The following is a 22,878-nucleotide window of genomic DNA, read 5'->3' on the forward strand; positions in this document are numbered from 1 at the left end:
CAAAGGGTTTGGCTTTTTGCATACTATAATTTTCTAACAAAGAATATAACGATTAAGCATTTTATATGCCCAGCGACTCTCCATGTCATGATAAGCACAATTTTTCTAAAGATCACTTCATCCGTATCCATGATAAACACGTTGGTATAGGATACGCTTTACATCCTCCATATTATTGGAAACCACACGCTCATGGCCGTCATCAATTCATTTTGATGCTGGATGAATGTTCTCATGCCGAGTTCGCATGGCACACGCCTAACGGCTCGCAAGGAAAACGAAATCTCACCGGTCAGTATCTATGTTTTATCGAAAAAAATCTGGCTCATTCCTTCCGATGGAATACGTCCGCGGCGCTTGTGTCGTTGTATATAAGCGAAGCGTTCATGGCGCAAACATCCCCGGAGCGAAACTGCCGGGATGTATTCATTTATCATTGGAGCGAAATTCTCCGTTACGATTTGCTGACGCTCGGGCTTGTGATGTTCATGGCCGAACTTTGCCGCCAGCACGACCGCATGCACTCGGTGCACTTGCAGGCGACCGCCATTCTTCTCAGCGCACAACTTATACGGCTGCACGCCCGAAAAAAAGTGCGTGTGCAAAAGTCCGCCGGTTTGGAAAGTGCACAGATGGAGCGCGTTCAAATGTGGATAGACAACCATATATCGGGGCGCATGGAGGTAAGGGAAATGGCTCGCGTTGCCGGAGTCAGCCGGAGCTATTTTGGACGAAAGTTCAAGGCAACCACTGGCTACACGCCGCGCCGGTATATTCTCATCCAGCGCGTCCATCTCGGGCTGCGACTCCTGCAACGCGGCGACATGCGCATGTCGGAAATAGCCGCTGCCGCCGGTTTTTCAGATCAAAGCCACATGTCGCGCAGATTGCGTGAGTTCTACGGGCGTCTACTTTCAAACAAAGGCGGGCAATCTACGTCATGACTTTTGGCCTGCCGGGGCGCGTATCGCGCATTATCCCGTGTTTCTGGCAAAAGCGGCGCAGGTCTTTTGGATCGACGCTGATTTTCTGCGCGGCGAGATGTTTTGCAAAATCCCTTGTGCAATAGCGCGGCTTGGGGTGGTTGAGCATGTAGTGAAGCACGGACAGCTTCCACCAGTTGACGTATCCAAAGTGCTTCCGCGTGATAGAGCCGTGAGGTTGGCCGTGAAAAAACTCAACCGCCTTCGCGAAGTGTCGCATGAGTTGCAACGATGAGGGGGTACCGGAAAACATTTCCTGCAAAACCATGCCGCCCATGAGAAGGAGTGCGGCACTCGGGCACGCTCTGTCTGGGGATTGTCGCCATGCGTGGACGAGAAGAAATGGAAGCAAATTGACACCGTTTGCGCCGCCCGATTGATAACGGCGAACAAGCCGGACAACTTGCGCGCGGGTGAGACCGCCGTAGGTTGAAACCGACGCCGGCTTGTGATCGCGCGCGAGCGTGGCCGTGAACAATTCGCGCGCATCGCTGGCACGGGCAAACCATGCGAGCAGATAGCGTCCCCGGCTGGCGTGGTGTTCCTCGCCTCGCAGATAGGCAGTAAGGCGTGAACGGGTGTGCGGTTCGAGGAACGCGGTGCCGAGCCAGTTGCGCAAACTCGGCGACTCGCGCAGCAATTGCAGGAAAAGCGTGACCGCCGCCGTCTCGTGCGTGTCGCCCAAGAGCGCGAACAGTTCGTCGCTCAAATTGTCGGAGGCTTCCGGCATCGTTGATTGGTGTGGCAAAATGGCGGCGGCAGCCTCATCCACAGGCTGCCGCCGCGTTTGTCAGTTTGTCAGACTCCCACACCTTGGCCGCCGCGCATGGTTTGGCGCATGGCCTCATCCTTTGCGACACGGACAAAAGCACGCTGCCGGTTTTCGGCGGGAACATTTTTGATGCGCTCCTCGACCTTCGCCTTGATGTCGGGATTTTGCTCCACCCATTTGACGATTTCCTGGTCGCGCTGCTGGGTGTAATCATTGCGCTGCATTTTTCCGAGCATGAGCTTTCGGATAAGCTGCTCCTTCGTGAGATCGTTGTAGTATTGATACAATTTCGGATTGTCCGAGATGTATTTGGTGAGCTTGGCGTCAACCTCGGGGTTGATGCGCTGCTCGGTGTTCTCCCGGGCCTTCTTGTCGGCGATAGCTTGTTTTAGTGACATGGTATTTTTGTATTGGTTTGCTCCAGCCATTGATTGAGCAAGGCGGCTGGCCGCCAGTGGCGATTGACCTTGTTCGGGCACGTCCGCCCAAAGTTAAAAACGAATCAGAGGTTGAGGAGTGATTGCGCGTAGTGGCCGTTGTCGTCGGGGACGAGATCGCTGCCGGCAATGTTCAAAACGGACTCTTCAAATTCGCGCGTGATGTCCCACGGCGTGGCGCACGCGAGCCACAGGCGCATGAGGTCGTCGGGCGGCGGCGACTTGCCATATATTTTCTGAAGATGTGCGTGCGCCTGCTCGAAACTCACACGGTGATGCGTGCCAATTGCGAGCGATTCGAATTCGATTTTGTTGTCCGTTTCGGGTGGTGCGGGAGGTGTTTCTGTGGTCATTGTTTTTCCGGTTTTGCTGTGGTGGTTTGTGATTCGCGGAACTTGGTGATCTCGGATTTGAGACGCGAAAGCTCCGCAGTGAGTGTTTCATTCTGCTCGATGAGCGCGGCCATGAGGCGGTTTTGCGCGGCCATTTTTTGCTCAACCTCTGCGGGCAGTAGCTCGGTTTTCTCGGTGGGGTCGGACAACGCCAGCACGGGACCCAGCGGCACGACAGTCGGCGCGTGTGGTGTGAGATTCCATGCGGCGGGATTTTCCTTTCGATAGACGATATGCGCCTCGTGCATGAGGTTCGGATCGCGCGGATCGACGTATCGACTCACCGGATACGCGCGCATGGTTTCGCCGTGGCGCAGTTTTTCCGTGTTGGCCGGATCGAGTTCGGTGCCGCTCACGGGCGAGGCAGCGATTGTTTGAACTGGCGGTGGTTGTTTGCGTTTGAAAAGTGCGCAACCGCTGAACGATACGGCGCACATGGCGGCGAGCGTGAAGATGAGTATCGAGTGTGTTTTCATTGTGATGTCGTTTCCTTTGTTTGCCACAGATCGGCGCGGAGGTTGCCGCGAGTGGCCTTGGACTGGTCGAGGGTTTGGGTGACGTAGATGTAGAATTGCTTCCCCGCGGGCACGCGGACGTAGTAGCCGTCCTGCGCGATGATTTGCTGGATGCGCGCGGCGTAGGCGTTGAGCACGTCGGATGTGCCTTGCAGCGCGGCATTTTTTGCAGACGCCTTGGGCACCTGACTCACGTCGCCAAACGCGGTCGCCTGGTCGCGCATTTCCTGCAAACCGCCCGCCATGCCCGCGAGGAAGGTAGAGGCGAAAAGTTTTATCTCCTGCCAGTCGTCAGTCTTGAGGATGTCGCCGACAAGTCCGGCGCTGCCGTCGCGCAAACCATACTCGCCGGTCGTCTCGTCGCGCTGGCGGTCGAGCGCGATGCCATTGAGGACAAGTTCGACACCGTTGTTGGTGGTGTGATCGCGCCAGACGACAATCCACTGGCCGGACGCGGCGATGCGTTCACGCGCGTGGTCGGCGGCGGCGCGCCCGTGAACCTCCGCGCCGGCGGGAATGATGAGCCGTCCGTCGTGCCAGACATCCTCGGTGACGAGTCCAATGATTGGCGTGTCGATTTTCGAGGACTCAAGCGTGACAACTGTTTCGCAGGAAATAAGCCGGCCATAAGGCGCGTAGTTTTGCGAGAGCGTGACATCATTCACGCGTGCATTCTCGTCAGATAGCAAACTGATCGGTAACGGCGCGGGCGCGTTTGTGTGTGAGACTGATTTTTTGACGCGCGCGGCACGAGGGCGCGAAATCGTTTCCTCGCCGCCGGCGGAAGTCGTTCGTGTTTGTTGAGGCGTCGGAGTGTGCGGCTGCGGAATTTTCAATTCCTGTCCGCCGCGCGTGATCGTGTGACGTTCGACGGGCGCGGTGGCCGCGTGCGCGCTCGCGGAAATCTCCGGACGCGGCTCGCTCTTGTTGCTTCCGTGAATGAGCAGCGCACCGATGCCGATGAACGCGGCGAGCATTGTGAGGCTGCCAACCGGCGTTTTGATGAACTTCAGAAAACGCTTCATTGGGGAATGACGAGCTGCACGTCGCGGGTGACGCGCGGCACGATGATATTAAAAATATTCTTCACGCTAAGGTTGGCGCGTCCGCCGTCCGGGGTGCCGGTGATTGCGAAATACGCCGTCGTCACCGCGTGCGGCGGAATCAAGCCGGACGCGTCGGAAATGGACGCGGTGTAAACGCGCGAGCCGATGCGCGCGGCGAGGCTTTGAGGCTGATAGGCAACCTCGGTGTCGCCGGTGTTTTCGAGTTTGAGTTTGAAAACCAATGTGTCCTCGGGATCGAAACGGAACACCTCCTCAACCGTCGCGGAAAAATCCTTGTAGCGCGTGACGGCCTCGGCAACGGGCGGCGCGCGGTGCTCGATTTGCTGCACGGCCTCGGGATATTGCTCGTGAACGAGGCGAAACGTTTTCGCACGGTCGAGCAAACCGAGAAGCGCGTCGGGCGTGACACGTTTCGCGAGCGTGGAGCTGCGACCGGCAAGACGATCCTCATAAAACGTGACCGAGCCGTAGGGCTTTTCGGACGCCGTGAAACGGATAATATAAGTGTGGTTTTTCCAGATGACATTGAGCGTGGCTTGCGCATCCGGTTTCAGTGCGCGCACACTCAAATAATGCCGTCCGGGAACGTGCGAGAGAAGCACGGGCGCGGGTGTTTCCGGTTTTGCGGTGATGCCTGCGCTTTCCAATGCGGACGGCGCGGAGGGAAACATGAGCGTTGTCGGCACGTTGGTGCCGATGGGGATTCCATAAACAACGCGCTCATCGAGCGGAAATTGTTTCACGACGGGAGTTGCGGACTTACTGCCAGCATGTGCGACAACTGTTGATAATATAATGACAAACAGGTTCACCACGGAGACACGGAGAAACACGGAGAAGAAATTATTTAATAAATATCCATTTATAACTCCGTGAGCCCTCCGTGGCCTCCGTGTCTCCGTGGTTAATATCCTTTTCATAAGAGTGTCAGTTCGTAGTTCCATACGGCGAGAGGGTAGCGTTTGTTGGCGACCATGTCCGGGTTGCGGACAAGGGTGAGCGTGAGTGAAAAGCGCGGAGACTCGGCGAATGCCTGCCGTTCGAAAACGCCCGTGCGCACAAGCTGGCCTTCGATGCGCACGAGCACCTGGTCCTCGCGCGTGCGCAGGATGTCGATTTTGAAAACCTCGGGTTTCTGGTGAATCTGCTTCACCTCGAACTCCTCGCGCGAGGCGAGCAATTCGTTCTGCGCCTTGGTCGCCGCGTCGGTGAGAAACAACCGTTGCAGCAAATCAGGAAAGTCGAAGTTCTTCGGATTGCGTTGGAGCAGCGCTAGCGCCGACCAAATGGAGAGTGTTTCGTGCAGTGTCTTCGCCTCCTCGAAACCGAGCAGCGGCGAAATCGAAAAACTTCCACCGCCGTCGAGAACGACGACGCGCTCGCGTGTGCGATAGGCTTCGATAATGAGAAACGGCTGGACGGCGACAAGGACGAGCGCACCGCAGGCGACAAACATCCACATGCGCGCGGCAAAGGCGTGATCGGCGAAAAGCCTCGCGGGCGAAAATCCACGTTTCGTTTTCGCAGGCGGAAGCTGTCTGGCGTTATCGACAGGCGTCTCGCGCAAGGGCGCGGATGCCTCATGAGGCGTGGGTTCGGTGTTCATTTTTCAGAGTCCGGGAATTGTTTGCGCAGATGACGGTGGCGGTGCCTCGTTTGCCTTTGCCGCCATCGCGGTTGTCGTCGCCGCTGATGGCGCGCTCAACATGCTTCCGATCATGTTTGCACGGTAGAGCATATCGACACCCGAGCGGCCGAGCGCGCCGGGATTGGCCGACTCGCCGGTGAAGGCGTAACCTTGTGCGAATATTTTCTGGCAAATGATCGGCGTGCTGATCGTGCCAATAAGCAGTGTGATCGCGGCGAGGATGCCGCCGACGTTGGTGAGAAACGGCGAGAAGGCGGCCATGTCGGCGGATGCGGCTTCCGCGCCGACAATCATGCGAAAATCCTGCCAGATCGCGATGGCAACGAGATTGGTGATGGCGAAGCCAACGGGCCACGCGAGCACGGCAAGCACTTGTTGAAAGAATCGAACGCCGATTTGCGAGCCGCCCGGAATCATAAAACACGCGAGCGCAAACGGTGTGAGCAGATATAAAATCCAGCGCAATATATATTGCAGTATTATCATCGGCGCGGTGACGAGCGTGCCGATTTGTATAAACACCCAGGAGACTGCGTCGGTGATGGCGTTGTAGAGCGACTCGTTGAGCTTGCGCCACGACCATTCCTTTTTCTCCGGGTTTTGCATGGTTCCCTCGCGCAGCAGTTCGGAAGCGCGCGCGGGGTTGTCGTTGTATTGCGGATCAATGTAATCGGCCGCCGCAAGCATGGTATTTTCCGCGAGCGCAAACCACCAATGCATTGAGGCGATGAGCGCGACGATGGTGATGGCGCGAGCGATTGGTCTCACGATCTGGCTGTTGTGATAATGATGCCGGCTGAGGTGCGCGACCAGTCCGACCACAAGCATGGCGAAGACGACGAAGCGGAACGCCGTCACCATCGCGATGATCTTGTTTTCCAGAACTGGGAGGAATATTTCCATGGCGGAAAATTAGCGGGCGTGTTTGCGCGGGTTGATCGAGCGTATGAACGCGCTCACGCGCTGGTTGGCGATGTAGCCGTCCTTCGAAGCGAGCTCGGCGGCGGCGAGTTGTTCGGTTTCGCGTCGGTTGTCGTTCGCGATTTTTTGCAGGATGACCTCGTCAACCTGGCGGCGGCGCGTCGTCTCGATTTGCGAGAGCTGCCCGTTGAGGACAATCAGTTTTGCCGTGAGCTTTTGCACCTGCGCGTCGGTGGAACCGCCGCGAAGTTCGGAAAGTGTGAGCGCGATTTCCTCCTGCAACTCTCGTTCGCGCGCGCGGGTTTGGTCGGTGACGGTGCGCGTGTTGTCTGTGCGTGCGTCGAGAAGTGCATGGCGGCGATAGGTGAGCGGATCGTGCGCAACCACGCCGCCATTGAGATCGGGAACATAAACGGAGCGATAGGTGTTTCCATCCGTGCGCGAAAGCGTGTCGAGGCTTTGCGTGGCGCGGGCGATGTCGTTGCGCGAAAGTCCGTAGTCACGCATGAGATCGTTTTCACTGAGAATACCGAGTGAGAGAAGTTTCGCTACATCGGCGGGATTGCCCGTCCAGTTTCGCAACTGACCCTGAATGCTGACCTGCTCTTTCAACTGCGTGATCTGCGCCTTGAGTTGCGCAATGTTTTCAACCCACTTGGCTATGGTGGCGATGTGCGAAATCTTATTATTGATAAGATTGGCACCGTCGATAACGGGCATGCCGGCGAAGACGAGCACGCTCAATGCGGTGGATGTTGTGAGAACGAGAAATGCAAAAATCTTTTTCATTGCTGTGTGCGGATGTAAACGGTTGTGGATTTTAAGAGGACGCCGTCGGGCGTGGTGGCCTCGGGGATTTGCACGGCGACGAGGCGCGATTCGGCGGCGCTGTCGTCGTCGCGTTTTTGCAGGTTTTGAATGATCCAGTATTGCTGCTTCACCGCTTGGTTCATCGCGCGGTCGTAACCGCGTTTCTCGGCGTCGGTGATGGCCTTCTTCACCTGCGTTTGCGCAACCTTCGAAATAACATAACCACCGGCGGCGCCAATGGCCGCGCCGCTGACATTGTGATCGGAAACCTCGTAACCGATGGCTCCGCCCGCGCCGGCAAGCGCAAGGTCGGTTGCCGAGCCACCGAGCGTGCCGCAACCGGAAAGAAACACTATTATCAGCAGGAACGGTGGAATGAGCATTATTGTTTTCATGATTTTTTGGGCGCTTGAATGTTTCGCACCGTGCCGCAAAGCGGCGGGTCGGTGACGGGTGTGAAGAAACAGATCGACGAAAACTTTTTCCCTTCCGGTTGTTGCTCCGGCATCGGATAATTTTGAATCGCCTCGCAGACGTTTTCGGGAAGCGAAATATCCCGCGCGATGTCGGCAATGTCGCTGCGATCGAATTGCCGCATGAGGAAAAACTGCTTGCTGTTTCCGATGACGACGGGGCGAATGCGCGTGTGTTTGAACCGACTGTATTGCTGCACAATCGACGCGGTCCAACATGAAAACTTGCGCAGCTGTGCGTAGGATTCCGCGACGACCTTTTCGCCGCCTGGCACGTCGAGGAAGCGGGCGAGTTCTTCGTAGAGGATGCGTTTTCTCTGCGCGCGTGGCAGTGAAATTATATGCTGTCGGGAAAAACCGTTTATCAAAAGACCGGCGGCGGTTTTCAACTCGATGGCCTGCTCCGGAATGTAGCCGAGTTCAAAATGCGCCACCACGCCCGTGAGTGAAATATTCGATTGGCCGTCGAAGAGGCGCCCATATTGGCCGTGCGCGCACCACGCGGCGAGAAGTGTTGCGATGTGGTCGATGGTTTCCTTTTTGTGCTCGGGAAAGCGCGAGAATTGCATCAACTCAACAAGGCTCGCGTGCTGCGGATAGTCGCCCGGTTCATACCAAGCGTGCGCCATCGCCATGACGGCGCGTTCGGTCTGCGGATTTTGCAGGAAGGCGGTGATGTCCGCCTCCGGGATTCTCGCTATGAATAGCTGCGCCTCGTCGTCGTTGCGAGCGATCAGGTCGCGCAGTTCGGTGTAGGATTCGAGGTCGGTCGTGCCGTGCGGCATTTTGTCGCGCTTCCATTTGTGCGCGGCGCACGCCATGCGTTGAATCTGCGGGATGAGCGCGCTGTGTCGCTTCGACCAATCCTCAAAACAATCCTGATAAAGCTGGCTGATATATTGCCCGAGAATTGCCTGGCGGATTTGCTGCGTTTCCTCGTCAGAGGCTTCGCCGATCATGCGCGAAACGAGCGCGACTGCGGTGGCGGTTTGCAGTTGGTTGAGAGGCAGTTTTCTCGTGTCGAGATAGTTGATCGTGAGATCGCCGTCGGGGTGCAGGATTATCGGACGCGCGCCCATCGCCTCCGTAAATTTTCCATAGGACAGTCCCTCCTCGATGATGACGGTGTAATCGTAGTAGGCGGCGGTTTGTTCAAGCAGGTCGCACATGTGGACGGACTTTCCCGCTCCCGTCGCGCCAAGTAGGACGGCGTGCTGCGGTGTCGGCGGGTTGCCGATGAACGTGCGCAGTCCGACAAGGTTGCCTTGTTGCGCGCCGTCGTAGATCGCCTCGGCCTCTGCGAGATGTCCCGTAAACGTCGAGGAAAACGGTAGCAAGTCGGCGAGGTAGGAATCCTCGGCGTAAAGGTTGCGATGACGGTAGGACGAATGTGTCCATCCGGGCCATGATGCGAAGAAAAGTTTTTTCGCGGTTGATGGCAGGGCGCATTCGTAATATTGCGCGCCGCTGAGATTGTTGATCGCGTTTTTGACGGCGGCGCATTTTGCGGAAAGCGCCTGCTCGGTTTGATCCCAAACGCGGATGATGTAGGTCGTTGAAAACGGGCGGATGAATCCGGTGGAGAGCGATTCGACCTTGCGCTCCTTTTTGCCGATGGCGACGAGGAGCGAATGGCGCTCGGTGGATTTGTATTCGCCACGCAAGCGCTCGATGGAGCGCTCCTCCTTTTCGACTTCGTTTTTGGTCGGAAGCGGTTCGAGGTTGACGGTGATTTGGTAGTCGAGAAACGGCAGCGCGGTGAGACGCAAAATGATGCCGGGATACGTGCGGCTCGGCCAGCGCTTGAACGTAAACACGGTGTGATACAGTCCGTCGAAATAGAAGCCGGCTGGTTGTTTTGCGATGTTCACGCCATCGGAACACCAGCAGTTTTCCTGGATGGTTTGCGCGAGGTTGAAGCGCGCGGCGAAGTCGATGTCGAAGGCGTCGGCGAGCGAGGGATTGAGAAATTTTGAATAATAGGTGAAGTGCGCGAGGTCATCCATCGGCGTGACGGTCGTGTCGCTGCCGAAAAGCGTGCGAAGGGAGCTGGTCAGTTCGTCGAAACGGGTGCGCAGTTGCGCGAGAAGTTTTGCATAGTAGGCGGCGAGATTGTCGCGCGTGGCGGTCGTCGGTGTGGTCGTGTCGATGCGGGTCGATACGAAAAGAACCAGTTGTTCACGCCGCAGATCGCGCGCGTGCATCCGCCGCCAGTAACGTTCAAATCGTTCGGTGCGCACGCGGCGTATGTGCGCGTTTGTGACGCGCTCGGTTTCGCGGTGATAGCGCGTCAGTTCCTGGCGGTAGTCGCAGTTGCACGTCCATTGAAGTTGCGCGCGCATTCCGTCGCCGAGCGCGGCAAGCAGGCTGCGGATTTTGTCCTGATAGGCGTTGAGCTGTGCGGTGGTGCCGCCGCGCAAATCGGGCGGCTGCAAAAGAAAACCCTTGCTGGCGACGCCGCCCTTTTCGAGCGAGCCGTAGAGGATCATTCCCTCTATGAAGTGTCCGTTAGGCGCGGTGGTTTTCATGGCGGGTCATGGGCGGAGGCTGACTGTGTGGCGCATAGCTCCAGCCCTCGCGGTTGAGCAGTTCGTCGAAGAAGTCGTCGGCGTAACCCTCGGGTTTGTTGCGGCGGAAAAAGATCACCCAAAGAAACGGACCGATGCAGACCGGCACGGTGAACGCGAGCGCAGTGAACGATCCGACGCCCAGCATCGCGTAGAGAACGAGGAACAGTCCAATGGCCGCGACGATGCCGATCACGATATAGAGAAAATCGTTTCCCTCGAAGCCCAGCGCGCGACCCTTGCTGTCGTTCGCGCTGTTGGTGTCGGTGATGCGCAATTCCGAACTCATAGCATCCGATGTTTGGTTACAGGTTTGCTGTTAGAATTGCGGCGTGAGCGCGCCACTGCTCATTCCGAATATATAGAAAAGCGCGGCCATGATCGCGGCGGCCCCGGCGATGATGATGCCGGAAACGATGCCCATCTTTCCGTCCGCGTCGCCCTTCTTGAGGCGGTCCGCGCCGCCCCAAATATTAATGACACCCCAGATGAACCCGACCATGAACAGAATACCGAGACCGTATTGGAAGCCGGTTTTCACCTGGGTGGGTATTTGCGCGAGGATGAACGGCGAAGCGATTTGCGCCGCGTGAGCGGAAGGCGTCGTTATGAGCGCGGCGGTTGCGATAACAATAAACGTGGGAAGTTTTTTCATGGCGGGATTTTGTTTTTGTCCGGCCCGCGTTGTGCGGAATCCGGTCAAAGTGTGCCGCCATGTTGCCTTATTTTTCTCCGCTTGAATTGGATGGTTGGCTCATTTTTGGGGACGAACAGCTCATTTTCAAAAAATCACCCGGCGAACACTGGCAATACCGGCGAAAGCACCGGTCGAGATGGCTCTGGTCGCTGAATCCGCAGTGAGCAGCCACCTCGGCAATTCGCAATCGTCCCTGCCGCAGCAGGGTTTGCGCACGGCGCATCCGCTCTCTGAAAACATAATCACGGCCGGCCATGCCCGTGCCGGATTTGAACAATCGCTTGAAATGCGACAGGCTCATGCACGCAACGTCCGCCAGTGTTTCGATTGAAATCCTCCCGTGAAGATTTTGCTCAATGTAATCGAGCACGCGATTCAAACGCTCCGCGTCCATCGTCGCGGGCGCGGTTTCGTTTTCACACAGTAACGCATCAAGAAAATGATACGAAAGCGCCGCGCCAAGGTGTTGAAAATAGCTCTCGGGAAATGTGGCGGTGGATTCAATAAGAAGGCCGATCAAATCCATGGCGCCCTTGTCACGCCGTGCAAGTTTCCACAGCGGGCGATATTCTATTCCTTCCAGCGGTCGCGGGCAAACGGACTGCCGCCATAGCGCTGCGTCGTCCTCCACGCGGAAGCGGAGCACTATCGCTGCTTTTTTCAATACGAGGGTGAAGCTCGTTTGTCTGGATACAAACACTGCGCAAGACCCGCGAATAGTGATGCATCCGGCGCTCCTGTCTTTTTCATCCCTCCGGTCGATTTGCGCATCAGTGTGTTTCTCCGGCATCAGGATAATCCGGTGCCATTTGCCTGCATCTTCGACCAGACGTTGCGCGGGTGTCATCCGCTCCAAAACTCCGTTACATCCGTCATTTCGGTCGGCGCGGGGTGTCTTTTCGTGTGATGGGGCCGGGTGTGGCACAGGGGTTTCGGAATGCCGGCAGGGGCGCCGGATATTCCGCCCGTGTCTTTATAGAATTCCGCGCAAACCAACTTGAACGTATGCGCTATTTCGCGGAACGAATTGAACAATTCCCGTTGCTAACAGTGTTTTCAAACAATGGCCGGAGTTGCGCGTAGAGGGGTGCAAGGTCACGAATGCAATCCGTCGCGACGCGCGCGGTGTGTTGTCTGCTTTGCTGCCGCAAGAACCGGATCAATTTGCCGGCGAGCAAGACGTGCGCCGGTGGTTTTGGAAGGGACGGCTTGCCGTCACGCGCGTGGTGCTTCGGCTCGGTGGCGATGTCGAGTCGCGCATAAGCCTGCCGCAAACTGAGCCCCTGCAAGAGCGCGAGGTTGCCAGTGCCGCGAGCCAGACGCATGTAACGATGCGCCGTGCTCATCGAGCCCGTGAAAAAATGCTTCAGCCACGGCATCCATGCGCCGTGTCCCGCCGAGTGGCGCACGCGCTTTTTCTCCTCGTTGAGCAACCGGCCCGCGTGCCACGCGGCGGCAAGGGCCCCGTCAAGCGAATGACGGGACTCTGCCGCGAGGCGTTGCGCCTCGGCGTGCAAACGATTGATTTCCTTCGCTGCGGATGTCGCGGCAACGACGGCATTGGTGGGGGCATCCGGGGGTAATGTTGGCGGGGTCATGACTGCATCCCCGTGTTTTCGCGAAAGTCGTTCGCAAGTTTGTGGACGGCCTGCGGCGTGCATCCGGCGAGTTCGCCGATTTGTTCGAACGTGAGGCCGTCGATCAGGTCGGGGCGTATGCAATAGAGCGCCACGGTGGCGCGTAGTCCGCGACTTTCCAGTGTCGGCGCGTCGGACATCCAGAGTAGCAAATGCGTTATGACCTCCAGCCCAAGCGCGCGGCCCTCGGCGCGCGGATCCACGGAATCGGCGAAGAAGGCGTCGGTTTCGGGCGTGGCGGACGCGGTTTTATTGGCGGCGGGTTTGTTGTGTTTTGTATTCGTTTTCATGATACGTGGTTTGGTTCGCCGCGCATCATGCTCCCGTTTTCCGAATCAAAATAGCGGACGGCGGATAGTTTGATTTGTCCGCATTTATTATTATATTTTTGAACACAAAAAAGGCCGCGAATGCGGCCTCATGAAAATAATAACAGTGTGGCGAATATCATTTCACGCGCGTCAGGCGCGGGCTGGAACTTTTAATTTTGTGCGGATGTGCGCGGCGATTTCGGCGAGGTCATAATATACAAAATGGCCGACCTTGTGATAGGGGATGCGGCGCAGTTTCGTCCATTCGCGCAAAGTGCGGATGGACGGTTCGCGCCCGGCGGGAAAAATCCCGCTCAGGCGCAAGCCGGTGATGTCGGTCATCGTGTTGGTGATCGCGCAGGGCGCGGTGTGCGTTGTGGTCGTTTGCATTGGTGTGTGGGTGAGTGTTTCCATGCCCTTGTATTTCCATCAACGCGCCGGCGAATGCGGCTACTGTCAGGCCGTGACGGGCAGCGCGACGGCCTCGGGCGTGCTCGCGAGCGCGACGGCGACAGTGTTGTTGTTGGTCTCCGTGGCGTTGGCGGTTTTCGCGTTGGCCTCCGCTTTCGTCTGCGGTTTACCCCGGAGCCTGGGCATTATATTGAAGAACGCATCCGCCTCCTTCACGCTTTTGACGTTCAGATAATGGCGGCGGATAATGTGCTCGGAGTTGCCCGCCTGCAAAGCCGTGTCACCCATCGAGCGGAACTTCGCGATATGCATCGAGATGAACGTGTGGCGCATCACGTCGTGCGAGAGTCCGAATTGTTTGGCGATGGCGACGCGGGACCTCGGAAGCGATTTGTGGATGATGGGGAACTTGTCGAGCGGGTAGGCTTCGAGCCACGCGGCGAGGTTGGGCTGGATGTCGATGTTGCGTTTCATGTCCACCTTGGAGACCTCCGGCTCGATGTGGATGGTGTTCGTGTCAAGGCGCACGTCCTTGGCGGGCAGGCGGGAGATTTCGCCGTCCTGCACGCTTGGGCGAATGCCGGCGAACAGGCAGAGCGCGTAATAGGGCACGAGCGCGCCGTCGTGGATGCTTTCGACGTATGCCATCAGTTCGGCGGTCTTTTCCGCGGTGAACGTTGGCGCCGAGCCGCGGCTGTGTTCAAGTTTGTAACGGGCGATTTTGACCAGCGGATTTTTGGCGAGCCATTCCTTGGTGACGACGGCGAACCGGAAAAAGGTGAACAGGTGGCCGTAGCGCAAATTGACCGTTTTGCGCGCGGGGTGGACTTGTGGGCGCGCGAGATTGCCGCGATTGATATAGGTCTTGAGCAAGTCGGTGGTGAGGTCGGCCAGGTTCTGCGTCGGGAACCAGCGCTGAAGCTCGGCGAACTCACTTTCGATTGTTTTGAGCTGGCGTTTGCCGATGACGTTGTGCTTCTCGTCGTCGCGGCGGGTTTCGAGGTAGACCTTCACCGCGTCGGCGAGGCTGATTTGCGAGATTGGCTCCTTGTAATGTGCCAGGCCGTAGTCGGCGTAAAAGGCCAGTGTGCGCGGCTTGCCGGCGAATTTTTGAAAGAGAATTTCGGCCTCGCGCACCTGTGCCTCGGAAAGGCTGGTGGTGACGGGGCGCAGGCTCGACTGGGTCTGCATTATCTTGAGATCAAGCGCGCCGCGCTCGACGAAGGCGTCCTGCTTGTTCTTGAAGTTTTTGCGGACACGGAGGCCGTGGAGCCATCCGCTGACGCGCCACGAAGTGACGCCATTGCGATTCTTAAACGGTTTGACCGTGAAGTTTGAAGCGGTTTGAGTTTTCATCATTATGGTTGCCGCATCAACTGGCAACCTGACCGCAAACCGTGCTCTTTCCCTCTGAGAGCCGCTGGCATCCTGCCCGCAAGACGCCGCGCCGAAACCTGCGGGCAAGATGCCCGCGTTCCCAGGGCGCGTTTCTCAAAATGCGTTATGTGATTGCGCCGGATTAAAACAGAATCGTTTAATTGCGCCACAATGAGCCGGGAAGGCAAAATCACATCCGATGAAAAACGTCCGCTGGCAGGATCGCTTCTGCTGGCGCATCCGTCGTTGAACGACGGCATTTTCAGGCGCTCCGTGATTCTGCTCCCCGCGCACGATGAAAACGGCTCCATGGGCATCGTGCTCAATCACCCGCTGCGCAAACGCATGGCGGACATCAGCAACGACCTGGCGTTCAGCCCGCTGGCCGATGTGCCCGTTTACCAGGGCGGCCCGGTGGCGAGTGACAAGCTGCTAATCTGCGCATGGCGCATGCACCCGCAAGGGCTGGGATTTCAACTGATGTTCGGCATCGAGCCGGACAACGCGATCAAGCTCCGCGAGGAACAGGGCATGGAATTGCGCGCGTATTACGGTTACGCGGGCTGGTCGGCCGGACAACTGGAAGGCGAGTTGCGGCGCGACACTTGGGTTGTCACTCCGCTCCTGCCGCACCTGCTGGTCAACGAGGACGGCGGCGAATACGACGAGCGCATGTGGCGAAAAATCCTCGGCGACATGGGCGATGAATGGCGTCTCGCCGCCGGCGAGCCCGACGACCCCGCGTTGAATTGAACACGCGGGGGACGCCGCTTGCGCCGCCCCGCGCGAACGCAACATGTCCTCACTTGCCGGCTGCCACCAAGTGCGTCGAAAGAAACACGGCGATCTCGTTCATGAGTTCCTCATTGGAAAATCCGCGCAATCCATGACCCGCGTCCTGAACCCGCCGCAATACCGTTGGAACGCCGGCCGACTTCAAGGCGTCGTTGAGACGTTCGCTTTGCGAAATGGGCACGCGTGTGTCCTTCGTGCCATGGCAGATTAAAAAGGGCGCGGCTCCCTTGCCCGCATGCGTGACGGGGCTCGCGGCAACCGCCACATCCCGTTTTTCTGCCAGGCTGCCTCCGAGCAGTTTCACGCGAGTGTCGTAAGCAGGCTCCCACATTTCCTTCGCGGTGAAATCCGCGGGGCCATAAAAATCCACCACCGCTTGAACACGACTGGAGGTTTGCAGGTTTTCGCCAACGTCAAATTTCCGAACATCTCCGGTCACTCCGAGCAGGGCTGCGAGGTGCCCGCCCGCCGAGCTTCCCCACGCGGCAAAGCGATTGGGATCGAGATTATATTCCCCGGCACGGGAGCGCAGCCAGCGCACCGCCGCCTTGCAGTCCTCGATTTGGGCGGGAAAAGGCGCGGCCGATGTATAGCGATAATTGATGCTGGCGATTGCGTATCCCCGTTTCGCGAAATCCATCCGCAGGGGAAAGCATGATGTCTTGCTCCCCTTTTCCCAGCCGCCGCCGTGAATCCAAATGACCAGGGGAAACGGTTTTTTCGCGCCGGCGGTTTTCGGAACATAGAGATCGAGCGTCTGGTGTTCGCCGCCCCCGGTCACGTAAGGCATGTCTCGATAAGCGGTGACATCGGGCGGTGTCGCGCCAGCCTTTTGCGCGGACAAACCGGCGGGGGCGCATATTCCCGCGATCAATGCCGCGGCGATTACAGGGACGGCTCGTTTCGATTTCATGGGGATCGGGGTAATGCCGATGGTTTACGCGCCCGTGTTGCCGCGCGCCGCGACCCAGTCGATGATCATCCTGTCGTTGTCGCCCGCGCGCCAGACGAGGCTCAGGAATTCCTGCGGCAAAATATCGTGCTGCATGAAAAACCGGCGGTCGCCGCCGCAGCAATACATGAGCGATGAGGGCAGTTCGCCGCGCAGCTTCGCGCGCGCTTTCGGCATCAGGCGTGGCAGCCATTCAATTCCGTCAACGGCGTCGGTTTTCGCGGGCATCGAGTCCATGTCGAGCACGACCGTCGACGGCTTGCCACCCTGCGCGTTCAGGAAATAGTCGCGCCGCACGAGTTCGATGCCGAGCGCGATGTCGTAGCCGGGCTGCCCGTCGTAGTTGTTATGATCCTCCGCGTAGTCATACATGTTTTGCGCCGTGAGTCCGTTGGCGGAAAGGAACGCAAGCTCGTCGCCGGAAAAAAACGCATCCGTTCCGCGCCGGCCCTCCGCGTAGAGCGAAACCGCCTTGTCGTAAATCGCGCGAAATTGTTTGGAGAAGTCGTAGTGTTTCATGGGAGTCTGGATAAATTGTTTTCCAAAAAATAAAAGACAAACCAAACGATGCCTCCCTTGTTTTGGATTTTGCCACGGGCGCCGGGTTTGTCAGCCGGCCCGAGACTGATGTGTTGCGGATTTTCGATTCGCGTTTTCAGATTTTGAAAATGCCGCCGCTCCCCACAATCGTCCACCTCGATGCCGATGCGTTTTTCGTGTCGGTAGAGCAGGCGCTTGACCCGACGCTCAAGGGAAAAAAAGTCGCGGTCGGCGGGCGCGAGCGCGGCATCATTTCATCGGCAAGCTACGAGGCGCGGGCATGCGGCGTCTACACGCCGATGCCAACGGCGCGCGCGCTAAAGGTCTGCCCCGATTTGATTCTTGTGCGCGGCTGCGGCAGATACGGCGAGTTCTCGCGGCGGCTTTTTGACCTGTGCGAGGAACTCACGCCGCTGGTCGAGCGCCGCTCAATCGACGAGGGTTACATTGACCTGACTCCGTGCGGTTTCAAAACGCGGGAGGCCGTCGTCGCGGCGGTGCGTGGATTGCAAAAAAAAATCACCGACACGATTGATGTGCCGGTGTCGTTCGGCCTGGCGACAAACAAGCTCGTCTCGGCCCTTGCGAGCAAACTTTACAAACCGCGCGGTTTCATCGTCGTGGACCCGGGCGACGAGGCGGCGTTTGTCGCGCCGCTCGCCATCGGCAAGCTGCCGGGCATCGGCCCGAAGACGGAAAAGGCGCTCAAGGAGCAGGGCATCGCGCGCGTATCCGACGTGCTGGCCCTGCCGGAGGGACGGTTGCAGGCGATCTTCGGCGACGGATGGCGCGACATGCTCGCGACGTGCCGCGGCGAGGACGACAGTCCGGTCGTCACGGAATTCGAGGACGCGAAATCCTACTCCCAGCAAGAAACCTTCGCGCGCGACATCGGAGATTTTGCCGAGATCGAACGCGTCGCCAAGGGAATGATCGACGCGCTCATGCGCGAGATTCGCGCCGACGGCAAACGCATGCGCACAATCACCGTGAAGGTGCGCTATCCGAATTTCGAGCAGGCCTCGGCGGGCCACTCGCTGCCGCAATCGACCAACCTGGAGCAACCGTTTTACCCGTGGGTCGCGCCGCTGTTGAAACAGGCGTGGCAGAAACGCCGCGCGCCCTTGCGCCTGGTGAGCGTGAAGCTGTCCGGCGTGGACAACGGCCCCGAGCAGATGGATTTGTTCGGGGCGCAAACCGACGAAAAACGCCAGCGCCTCGCCGGAGTCGTCGACGCGCTCAACGCCGCCACGCGCCGCCACGGCACACCGGCCGTGATTCACGGCAGCCAGCTGAAAAACCGTGACCGCGGGCTTCGCGACGCCGCTTCCGCGCGGCGCTCCCCTCATCAAAACAGCCCCGTAATCCAATCCCACAACTGGTTCATCACAACGGCCATCGTCGCGCCGAGAAACACAAGATAAAACACGCCCGCCACGAGCACCGCGTGCCCCAGCATGACAAACACGCCGTCGCGCCCGATGAGTCCGCTCGCCACAAACATGATCGCCCACGCCGGAAATGTGTTCGAAAACGGCACCGGCAGCGGCAGCAACAAATACACGCCCGAGAGCAACAACCCGAACACATGAAGCCGCTCGCGCGCCGGCGTGGCAAGGATCACCGCGGCGCGCCCCGGATGCAGCCAGCGCTCGATGCCCTTTGATATCCGCGCCGAAAAACGCACGAGCTTGTCGTGCACCGACGGCGCGAAACGGGCGTTGAGAACTTTTTCCGAAAACCGCGGCTCTCGCCCGCGCAGGAGCGAAATCGCGACCACCACAATCGCGAACCCAAATGGCGCTGACATGGGGATCGGATTGGGAACGGTGAAAAGCAGCGCGAGCAAAATGATGAGAAGCAGCGGCGCATGCGCTCCAAGCACGCCGACCATGTCTCGAAACAACATCGGCCTGCCCGCAAACACATTGTGCAGGTAGGCCAGTTGCGCGGACAACTTGGCGTCCTTCGGAAACGGCGGATGCGGCGCAGCCTGCGGTTGTTCTGCGGATGCCTCGCTCATGCCGTGGCCATCGAATGCGCGCCAAAAAAAAACGCGCGCGCCTGTTGTGCGAGGTGTGTTTTCACGCGTTGCCGCGCGCGACACGCCAGATTGCAAGGCAGCGGTCGAGCAAGGCCGCCAGTTCGCCCAATGGCACCATGTTGGGACCGTCGCTGATCGCCTCGTCGGGATTCGGATGCGTTTCGAGGAACAGTCCGTCCGCGCCGGCGGCGAGCGCCGAGAGCGCAAGCGGCCGCACAAACTCGCGCTGCCCCCCGCTTTTGCCCCCGCCGGCGCCGGGCAGCTGCACGCTGTGCGTGGCGTCAAAAATCGCGGGCAGCCCGTTGGCCTTCATGATCGCAAACGAGCGCATGTCCACGACGAGGTTTTGATAACCGAATGTCGTGCCGCGCTCCGTCTGCCAGATTTCGCGCCCGGGATGTTGCGCGCTTTTTTCGCCGCGCAGCTTTGCAACCACATGAGCCATTTCCTGCGGCGAAAGAAACTGACCCTTCTTCACATTCACCACGCGTCCCGTTTCGGCGGCGGCTGCGAGCAAGTCGGTCTGGCGGCAGAGAAACGCCGGTATCTGCAACACGTCGCACACCTCCGCCACGGGCCGCGCCTGTTCGCGCTCGTGGATGTCGGTGAGCACGGGAAAACCGTATTCGCGTTTGATGAGCGCGAGCAAACGCAACCCCTCGTCCATGCCGGTGCCTCGCGGACCGGAAATCGACGTGCGGTTGGCCTTGTCGAACGACCCCTTGAACACGATCCGCAAATCGGGCCGCGTCTTTTGCATGCGGGCCAACTCCTCCGCGACCGCGCGGCAAACGCCCTCGCTCTCAAGCGAGCACGGTCCGGCAATGAGCAATAGTTTTTCAGGATCAAAAATCATGACCACAAACCTCGGAGCAACTTGGGAAAAAACGCAAGAGCCGAGCCGCGGCGGTCGCGCGGATGCGCCGTTTCGAGCGTTGGCGACAATCCGCCAACCACCCCGCCCTTCGCACCACTTCGCGGAAAAGCGCGCTACCAGCCGGCGCGCAGCAAGTCGTCAATGTTGTCCGACTCGGCGGTGATGTCCGTGAACAACCATGTCGAAAGGTAACGCTCGCTGCACGAGGGCACGATCACGACGATCAGTTTGCCTTTATTTTCAGGGCGTTTCGCGACTTCCAGCGCCGCCCAAATCGCCGCTCCCGATGAAATGCCCACGGGGATGCCATCGGTGGTGTTCACCTCCTTCGAGATGGGCGCGGAATCGGTGTCCTTCACGCGAATGATTTCGTCGTAGACTTTTGTGTTGAGCACCGAAGGCACAAACCCCGCGCCCAAACCTTGCAGCTTGTGCGGGCCGGGCTGGCCGCCGGACAAAACAGGCGACGCATCCGGCTCGACCGCGATTATCTTCACGCCGGGTTTGCGCGACTTGAGCGTCTCGCCGATGCCGGTGATCGTGCCGCCGGTGCCGATGCCCGCCACGACAATATCGACCGCGCCATCCGTGTCGCGCCAGATTTCCGCCGCGGTCGTTTTGCGATGAATTTCCGGATTCGATGGATTGGAAAATTGCTGGAGAATCACGCTGTTTGGAATCTTCGACGCGAGCTCCTCTGCCTTTGCAATCGCGCCCTTCATTCCCTTCGGCCCCTCGGTGAGCACCACGCGCGCGCCAAGCACTTTCAACAGCTTGCGGCGTTCGAGCGACATTGTCTCGGGCATCGTGAGAATGAGCTTCAGGCCCTTGGCGGCGGCGACAAACGCGAGCGCGATGCCGGTGTTGCCCGAGGTCGGCTCGATGAGCACGCTGTCCTTGTTGATGCGTCCGCTCTTGAGCGCGTCGTCGATCATCGCAAACCCGATGCGATCCTTGACGCTGGCAAGCGGATTAAAAAATTCGAGCTTGAGCACGATGTCCGCAAGCGCGCCATGCGCCGCCGCCGTCCGGTTGAGGCGGACGAGCGGAGTGTTTCCAATGGTCTCGGTGATATCGTTGTGTATTTTTTTTGCCATGAGTATGTTTTCCAGAACAGCCGATCAGCCTACACTCAAAACGTGATTTGCGCGCGCGTCAGGATCACTTTTTCCCCTTTTTTAAGAACGGTGCCGGTGGGCGCGGCGAGGCCGCTGCCCTTGGGATCGGTCTGGTTGTAATCGACCGAAAAGCGCACGGTCCTTGTCATATACCAATTAAGCCCCACGCCCCACGACGACGCCTCCGTGGCGCTTTCCGCGGGGTTGGCGAGAATCGGAAAAACATCGTTGTCGACGTCGATGTGATCATAGCGCGCAACCAGCTCGAACGCGCCCCATGTGCCGCGATCCACGCTGAACGGACGCGCGGGAGTGACGCCGTCGTAGCCGGCATTTTCCCCCGTGAGCACCCAGCCCGACGTGACCTGCCAGGCCTTGTTTGTGATTCGCATGGCGTCCTGCCCGGCGCCGGGACGGATGTGCGTCGTGGATGTCACATACTCAGCGAGAAGCCCGAACGGGCCGTAATAATAATACGCCTGCGGCGAAACGCGCCAAATTTCGCCGGTGTGCGTTGGAAGCGACGTGTCGTAATTGCCCGCCCCGTTGTCCGACGCATACATGAAAAGCGTCTGCAGCCCGCTGGTGCGGTATCCGGCGGTGAGGCCCTGCCTGGTATTCTGCCGCCCGTGGCTGCCCGCGATGCCAATGCCGAGCCCCGCAAGCGGCGAGTCTTTTAACGATTTAAACGGATGCGCAAAAATCCGCGCGTAGACATCCTTGTCGTCATCGGAATCCGTGTTGTCCTGATTGCTGCGCCCGTCGCCAACTCCATTAAATACGCCCACTTGATAATCAAGCGCGCCGCCAAAAAAACTGCCGCCGAGCTGCACGCCGATGTCGCGGCTCGGCGCGATCTGCGCGATAAACGACGGCTCGGTGAGCGCAGCCCACGAGTCGGACTGCAACCGTGCGAGGCCGAAAGGCGCCTTGAATTTACCGATCTTCAATTGCGCGGCGCGGGCGAAATCCACACTCACGTTCGCATCCATCAAAGTGAAAGTGCTGCCGCCGTATTCCGGGACGAACTGGAACCGGAAAATATTGGAAAACTGCCCCTCGAGCATGACACGCGCGCGCCGCAGCACAAAACTGTCGCGCCCCTTCGCGCCGCCGTCGCCATACCAGCGCGAATCGGCCTGCATGAGCCCGCGCAAACGCAGGCGATTGGAATCGTCCGCCGACGCCAGCGTGAACCCCTTGTCGTCCACAATGACCTTCGCCTTTGCCGCGGACTCGGCGGCGGGTTGTGCGGGAGCTGCTTGCGAAGCCGCGGCCGGTTGCGCGGCGACTTGTTGCGGTGCCGCAGCCTCCCCCTTGCGCAATGCCTGCTCGCGCTCTAGCACCTGCAACTTTTGGTCGAGCGCGTTGATCATCGCCCGCAGTTGCTTGATTTCCTCGTCGCGCGAATCCGCGAACGCTTGCGAAGGCCCAAAAACGGCAACTGCAAAAAATGCGAGCGCCAACGCGCACGGCATGCCAAAAACCGATTGTTTTCTGAGGGAGGTAATCATTTTCGTGATAAAACGAACTT

The 22,878-nt window shown here is 58.7% G+C and carries 27 protein-coding genes; 3 read left to right on the plus strand and 24 right to left on the minus strand.

Translation table 11 applies throughout. The features are described 5' to 3' along the window. The first annotated feature begins 65 nt into the window (after positions 1-65). Positions 66-944, plus strand: a complete 879-nt coding sequence (locus tag M2447_RS05580) for an AraC family transcriptional regulator (RefSeq protein WP_277557753.1) — start codon at positions 66-68, stop codon at positions 942-944. Here the strand turns inward: M2447_RS05580 and M2447_RS05585 are convergent. The 18 genes from M2447_RS05585 to M2447_RS05670 all read right to left on the minus strand — a co-directional run bounded on the left by M2447_RS05585 (position 934) and on the right by M2447_RS05670 (position 14,997). Then, a complete protein-coding gene (locus tag M2447_RS05585; RefSeq protein WP_277557754.1) occupies positions 934-1,713 on the minus strand; it encodes a hypothetical protein in 780 nt (259 codons plus the stop codon). The genes M2447_RS05580 and M2447_RS05585 overlap by 11 nt on opposite strands. Positions 1,714-1,781: 68 nt before the next feature. Further along, positions 1,782-2,153, minus strand: a complete 372-nt coding sequence (locus M2447_RS05590) for a hypothetical protein (protein WP_108824118.1) — start codon at positions 2,151-2,153, stop codon at positions 1,782-1,784. Between the two features lie 104 nt (positions 2,154-2,257). After that, positions 2,258-2,545 (minus strand): hypothetical protein, encoded by a 288-nt coding sequence (locus M2447_RS05595; RefSeq protein WP_277557755.1) that lies wholly within the window; start codon positions 2,543-2,545, stop codon positions 2,258-2,260. Beyond that, positions 2,542-3,060, minus strand: a complete 519-nt coding sequence (locus tag M2447_RS05600) for a hypothetical protein (RefSeq protein WP_277557756.1) — start codon at positions 3,058-3,060, stop codon at positions 2,542-2,544. The genes M2447_RS05595 and M2447_RS05600 overlap by 4 nt, the downstream gene beginning before the upstream one ends. Then, positions 3,057-4,124: a TrbI/VirB10 family protein gene (locus tag M2447_RS05605; protein WP_277557757.1), complete on the minus strand. Its 1,068-nt coding sequence runs from the start codon at positions 4,122-4,124 to the stop codon at positions 3,057-3,059. The genes M2447_RS05600 and M2447_RS05605 overlap by 4 nt, the downstream gene beginning before the upstream one ends. Further along, a complete protein-coding gene (locus tag M2447_RS05610) occupies positions 4,121-4,909 on the minus strand; it encodes a hypothetical protein (RefSeq protein ID WP_277557758.1) in 789 nt (262 codons plus the stop codon). The genes M2447_RS05605 and M2447_RS05610 overlap by 4 nt, the downstream gene beginning before the upstream one ends. A gap of 173 nt (positions 4,910-5,082) precedes the next feature. Then, complete coding sequence (locus M2447_RS05615; protein WP_277557759.1) at positions 5,083-5,772, minus strand: hypothetical protein; 690 nt, start codon at positions 5,770-5,772, stop codon at positions 5,083-5,085. A 3-nt stretch (positions 5,773-5,775) separates the two neighbouring features. Beyond that, a complete protein-coding gene (locus M2447_RS05620) occupies positions 5,776-6,717 on the minus strand; it encodes a hypothetical protein (RefSeq protein WP_277557760.1) in 942 nt (313 codons plus the stop codon). 9 nt (positions 6,718-6,726) lie between these two features. After that, complete coding sequence (locus tag M2447_RS05625; RefSeq protein WP_277557761.1) at positions 6,727-7,524, minus strand: hypothetical protein; 798 nt, start codon at positions 7,522-7,524, stop codon at positions 6,727-6,729. Next, the gene (locus M2447_RS05630; protein ID WP_277557762.1) at positions 7,521-7,940 is read right to left on the minus strand and encodes a hypothetical protein; all 420 of its coding nucleotides are present in this window, start codon (positions 7,938-7,940) and stop codon (positions 7,521-7,523) included. Before M2447_RS05630 ends, M2447_RS05625 begins: the two co-directional genes overlap by 4 nt. Further along, positions 7,937-10,546 carry a type IV secretion system DNA-binding domain-containing protein gene (locus tag M2447_RS05635; protein WP_277557763.1) on the minus strand — a complete coding sequence of 870 codons (2,610 nt, stop codon included), beginning with the start codon at positions 10,544-10,546 and terminating at the stop codon, positions 7,937-7,939. The genes M2447_RS05630 and M2447_RS05635 overlap by 4 nt, the downstream gene beginning before the upstream one ends. Next, positions 10,527-10,874 carry a hypothetical protein gene (locus M2447_RS05640; RefSeq protein ID WP_277557764.1) on the minus strand — a complete coding sequence of 116 codons (348 nt, stop codon included), beginning with the start codon at positions 10,872-10,874 and terminating at the stop codon, positions 10,527-10,529. The genes M2447_RS05635 and M2447_RS05640 overlap by 20 nt, the downstream gene beginning before the upstream one ends. 30 nt (positions 10,875-10,904) lie before the next feature. Next, positions 10,905-11,240: a hypothetical protein gene (locus M2447_RS05645; protein WP_277557765.1), complete on the minus strand. Its 336-nt coding sequence runs from the start codon at positions 11,238-11,240 to the stop codon at positions 10,905-10,907. A gap of 67 nt (positions 11,241-11,307) precedes the next feature. After that, positions 11,308-12,129, minus strand: a complete 822-nt coding sequence (locus tag M2447_RS05650; RefSeq protein ID WP_277557766.1) for an AraC family transcriptional regulator — start codon at positions 12,127-12,129, stop codon at positions 11,308-11,310. 163 nt (positions 12,130-12,292) lie between these two features. Further along, on the minus strand, positions 12,293-12,880 hold the full coding sequence (locus tag M2447_RS05655) for a hypothetical protein (RefSeq protein WP_277557767.1): 588 nt from the start codon (positions 12,878-12,880) through the stop codon (positions 12,293-12,295). Continuing rightward, a complete protein-coding gene (locus M2447_RS05660; RefSeq protein WP_277557768.1) occupies positions 12,877-13,209 on the minus strand; it encodes a hypothetical protein in 333 nt (110 codons plus the stop codon). The genes M2447_RS05655 and M2447_RS05660 overlap by 4 nt, the downstream gene beginning before the upstream one ends. 171 nt (positions 13,210-13,380) lie before the next feature. After that, complete coding sequence (locus M2447_RS05665) at positions 13,381-13,620, minus strand: hypothetical protein (RefSeq protein WP_277557769.1); 240 nt, start codon at positions 13,618-13,620, stop codon at positions 13,381-13,383. Between the two features lie 66 nt (positions 13,621-13,686). Beyond that, positions 13,687-14,997, minus strand: coding sequence for a site-specific integrase (locus M2447_RS05670; protein ID WP_277557770.1), 1,311 nt, complete (start codon positions 14,995-14,997; stop codon positions 13,687-13,689). Positions 14,998-15,189: 192 nt separating this feature from the next. On the opposite strand from M2447_RS05670, the gene M2447_RS05675 reads away from it, so the two are divergent. Next, positions 15,190-15,771, plus strand: a complete 582-nt coding sequence (locus M2447_RS05675) for a YqgE/AlgH family protein (RefSeq protein ID WP_277557771.1) — start codon at positions 15,190-15,192, stop codon at positions 15,769-15,771. Positions 15,772-15,820: 49 nt separating this feature from the next. On the opposite strand, the gene M2447_RS05680 is transcribed toward M2447_RS05675, so the two are convergent. Together M2447_RS05680 and M2447_RS05685 are read right to left on the minus strand one after the other, a co-directional pair. Further along, positions 15,821-16,726: an alpha/beta hydrolase gene (locus M2447_RS05680; protein WP_277557772.1), complete on the minus strand. Its 906-nt coding sequence runs from the start codon at positions 16,724-16,726 to the stop codon at positions 15,821-15,823. A 24-nt stretch (positions 16,727-16,750) separates the two neighbouring features. Continuing rightward, on the minus strand, positions 16,751-17,284 hold the full coding sequence (locus M2447_RS05685; protein ID WP_277557773.1) for a DUF5069 domain-containing protein: 534 nt from the start codon (positions 17,282-17,284) through the stop codon (positions 16,751-16,753). 149 nt (positions 17,285-17,433) lie between these two features. Here M2447_RS05685 and M2447_RS05690 point away from each other — a divergent pair, with 149 nt between their 5' ends. Continuing rightward, positions 17,434-18,729, plus strand: coding sequence for a DNA polymerase IV (locus M2447_RS05690; protein WP_277557774.1), 1,296 nt, complete (start codon positions 17,434-17,436; stop codon positions 18,727-18,729). On the opposite strand, the gene M2447_RS05695 is transcribed toward M2447_RS05690, so the two are convergent. The 4 genes from M2447_RS05695 to M2447_RS05710 form a co-directional block, all read right to left on the minus strand. After that, positions 18,654-19,328, minus strand: coding sequence for an exopolysaccharide biosynthesis protein (locus tag M2447_RS05695; protein ID WP_277557775.1), 675 nt, complete (start codon positions 19,326-19,328; stop codon positions 18,654-18,656). The two genes, M2447_RS05690 and M2447_RS05695, sit on opposite strands and share 76 nt — an antisense overlap. Positions 19,329-19,389: 61 nt before the next feature. After that, positions 19,390-20,205 (minus strand): 3-deoxy-8-phosphooctulonate synthase, encoded by an 816-nt coding sequence (gene kdsA / locus M2447_RS05700; protein WP_277557776.1) that lies wholly within the window; start codon positions 20,203-20,205, stop codon positions 19,390-19,392. Positions 20,206-20,339: 134 nt separating this feature from the next. Continuing rightward, the gene (gene cysK, locus M2447_RS05705) at positions 20,340-21,323 is read right to left on the minus strand and encodes a cysteine synthase A (protein ID WP_277508759.1); all 984 of its coding nucleotides are present in this window, start codon (positions 21,321-21,323) and stop codon (positions 20,340-20,342) included. A gap of 35 nt (positions 21,324-21,358) precedes the next feature. Then, positions 21,359-22,858 (minus strand): porin, encoded by a 1,500-nt coding sequence (locus M2447_RS05710; protein ID WP_277557777.1) that lies wholly within the window; start codon positions 22,856-22,858, stop codon positions 21,359-21,361. Positions 22,859-22,878 lie beyond the last annotated feature (20 nt).

It is taken from the genome of Ereboglobus sp. PH5-10, from assembly GCF_029504735.1.
GTDB lineage: Bacteria > Verrucomicrobiota > Verrucomicrobiia > Opitutales > Opitutaceae > Ereboglobus.

Excerpts from the sequence above, each read along its gene's own strand:
- M2447_RS05580 (WP_277557753.1), top strand. The coding sequence starts at position 66 with ATGCCCAGCGACTCTCCATGTCATGATAAGCACAATTTTTCTAAAGAT.
- M2447_RS05585 (WP_277557754.1), bottom strand. The coding sequence starts at position 1,713 with ATGCCGGAAGCCTCCGACAATTTGAGCGACGAACTGTTCGCGCTCTTG.
- M2447_RS05590 (WP_108824118.1), bottom strand. The coding sequence starts at position 2,153 with ATGTCACTAAAACAAGCTATCGCCGACAAGAAGGCCCGGGAGAACACC.
- M2447_RS05595 (WP_277557755.1), bottom strand. The coding sequence starts at position 2,545 with ATGACCACAGAAACACCTCCCGCACCACCCGAAACGGACAACAAAATC.
- M2447_RS05600 (WP_277557756.1), bottom strand. The coding sequence starts at position 3,060 with ATGAAAACACACTCGATACTCATCTTCACGCTCGCCGCCATGTGCGCC.
- M2447_RS05605 (WP_277557757.1), bottom strand. The coding sequence starts at position 4,124 with ATGAAGCGTTTTCTGAAGTTCATCAAAACGCCGGTTGGCAGCCTCACA.
- M2447_RS05615 (WP_277557759.1), bottom strand. The coding sequence starts at position 5,772 with ATGAACACCGAACCCACGCCTCATGAGGCATCCGCGCCCTTGCGCGAG.
- M2447_RS05620 (WP_277557760.1), bottom strand. The coding sequence starts at position 6,717 with ATGGAAATATTCCTCCCAGTTCTGGAAAACAAGATCATCGCGATGGTG.
- M2447_RS05625 (WP_277557761.1), bottom strand. The coding sequence starts at position 7,524 with ATGAAAAAGATTTTTGCATTTCTCGTTCTCACAACATCCACCGCATTG.
- M2447_RS05630 (WP_277557762.1), bottom strand. The coding sequence starts at position 7,940 with ATGAAAACAATAATGCTCATTCCACCGTTCCTGCTGATAATAGTGTTT.
- M2447_RS05635 (WP_277557763.1), bottom strand. The coding sequence starts at position 10,546 with ATGAAAACCACCGCGCCTAACGGACACTTCATAGAGGGAATGATCCTC.
- M2447_RS05640 (WP_277557764.1), bottom strand. The coding sequence starts at position 10,874 with ATGAGTTCGGAATTGCGCATCACCGACACCAACAGCGCGAACGACAGC.
- M2447_RS05645 (WP_277557765.1), bottom strand. The coding sequence starts at position 11,240 with ATGAAAAAACTTCCCACGTTTATTGTTATCGCAACCGCCGCGCTCATA.
- M2447_RS05650 (WP_277557766.1), bottom strand. The coding sequence starts at position 12,129 with ATGACACCCGCGCAACGTCTGGTCGAAGATGCAGGCAAATGGCACCGG.
- M2447_RS05655 (WP_277557767.1), bottom strand. The coding sequence starts at position 12,880 with ATGACCCCGCCAACATTACCCCCGGATGCCCCCACCAATGCCGTCGTT.
- M2447_RS05660 (WP_277557768.1), bottom strand. The coding sequence starts at position 13,209 with ATGAAAACGAATACAAAACACAACAAACCCGCCGCCAATAAAACCGCG.
- M2447_RS05665 (WP_277557769.1), bottom strand. The coding sequence starts at position 13,620 with ATGCAAACGACCACAACGCACACCGCGCCCTGCGCGATCACCAACACG.
- M2447_RS05670 (WP_277557770.1), bottom strand. The coding sequence starts at position 14,997 with ATGAAAACTCAAACCGCTTCAAACTTCACGGTCAAACCGTTTAAGAAT.
- M2447_RS05675 (WP_277557771.1), top strand. The coding sequence starts at position 15,190 with ATGAGCCGGGAAGGCAAAATCACATCCGATGAAAAACGTCCGCTGGCA.
- M2447_RS05680 (WP_277557772.1), bottom strand. The coding sequence starts at position 16,726 with ATGAAATCGAAACGAGCCGTCCCTGTAATCGCCGCGGCATTGATCGCG.
- M2447_RS05685 (WP_277557773.1), bottom strand. The coding sequence starts at position 17,284 with ATGAAACACTACGACTTCTCCAAACAATTTCGCGCGATTTACGACAAG.
- M2447_RS05690 (WP_277557774.1), top strand. The coding sequence starts at position 17,434 with ATGCCGCCGCTCCCCACAATCGTCCACCTCGATGCCGATGCGTTTTTC.
- M2447_RS05695 (WP_277557775.1), bottom strand. The coding sequence starts at position 19,328 with ATGAGCGAGGCATCCGCAGAACAACCGCAGGCTGCGCCGCATCCGCCG.
- kdsA (WP_277557776.1), bottom strand. The coding sequence starts at position 20,205 with ATGATTTTTGATCCTGAAAAACTATTGCTCATTGCCGGACCGTGCTCG.
- cysK (WP_277508759.1), bottom strand. The coding sequence starts at position 21,323 with ATGGCAAAAAAAATACACAACGATATCACCGAGACCATTGGAAACACT.
- M2447_RS05710 (WP_277557777.1), bottom strand. The coding sequence starts at position 22,858 with ATGATTACCTCCCTCAGAAAACAATCGGTTTTTGGCATGCCGTGCGCG.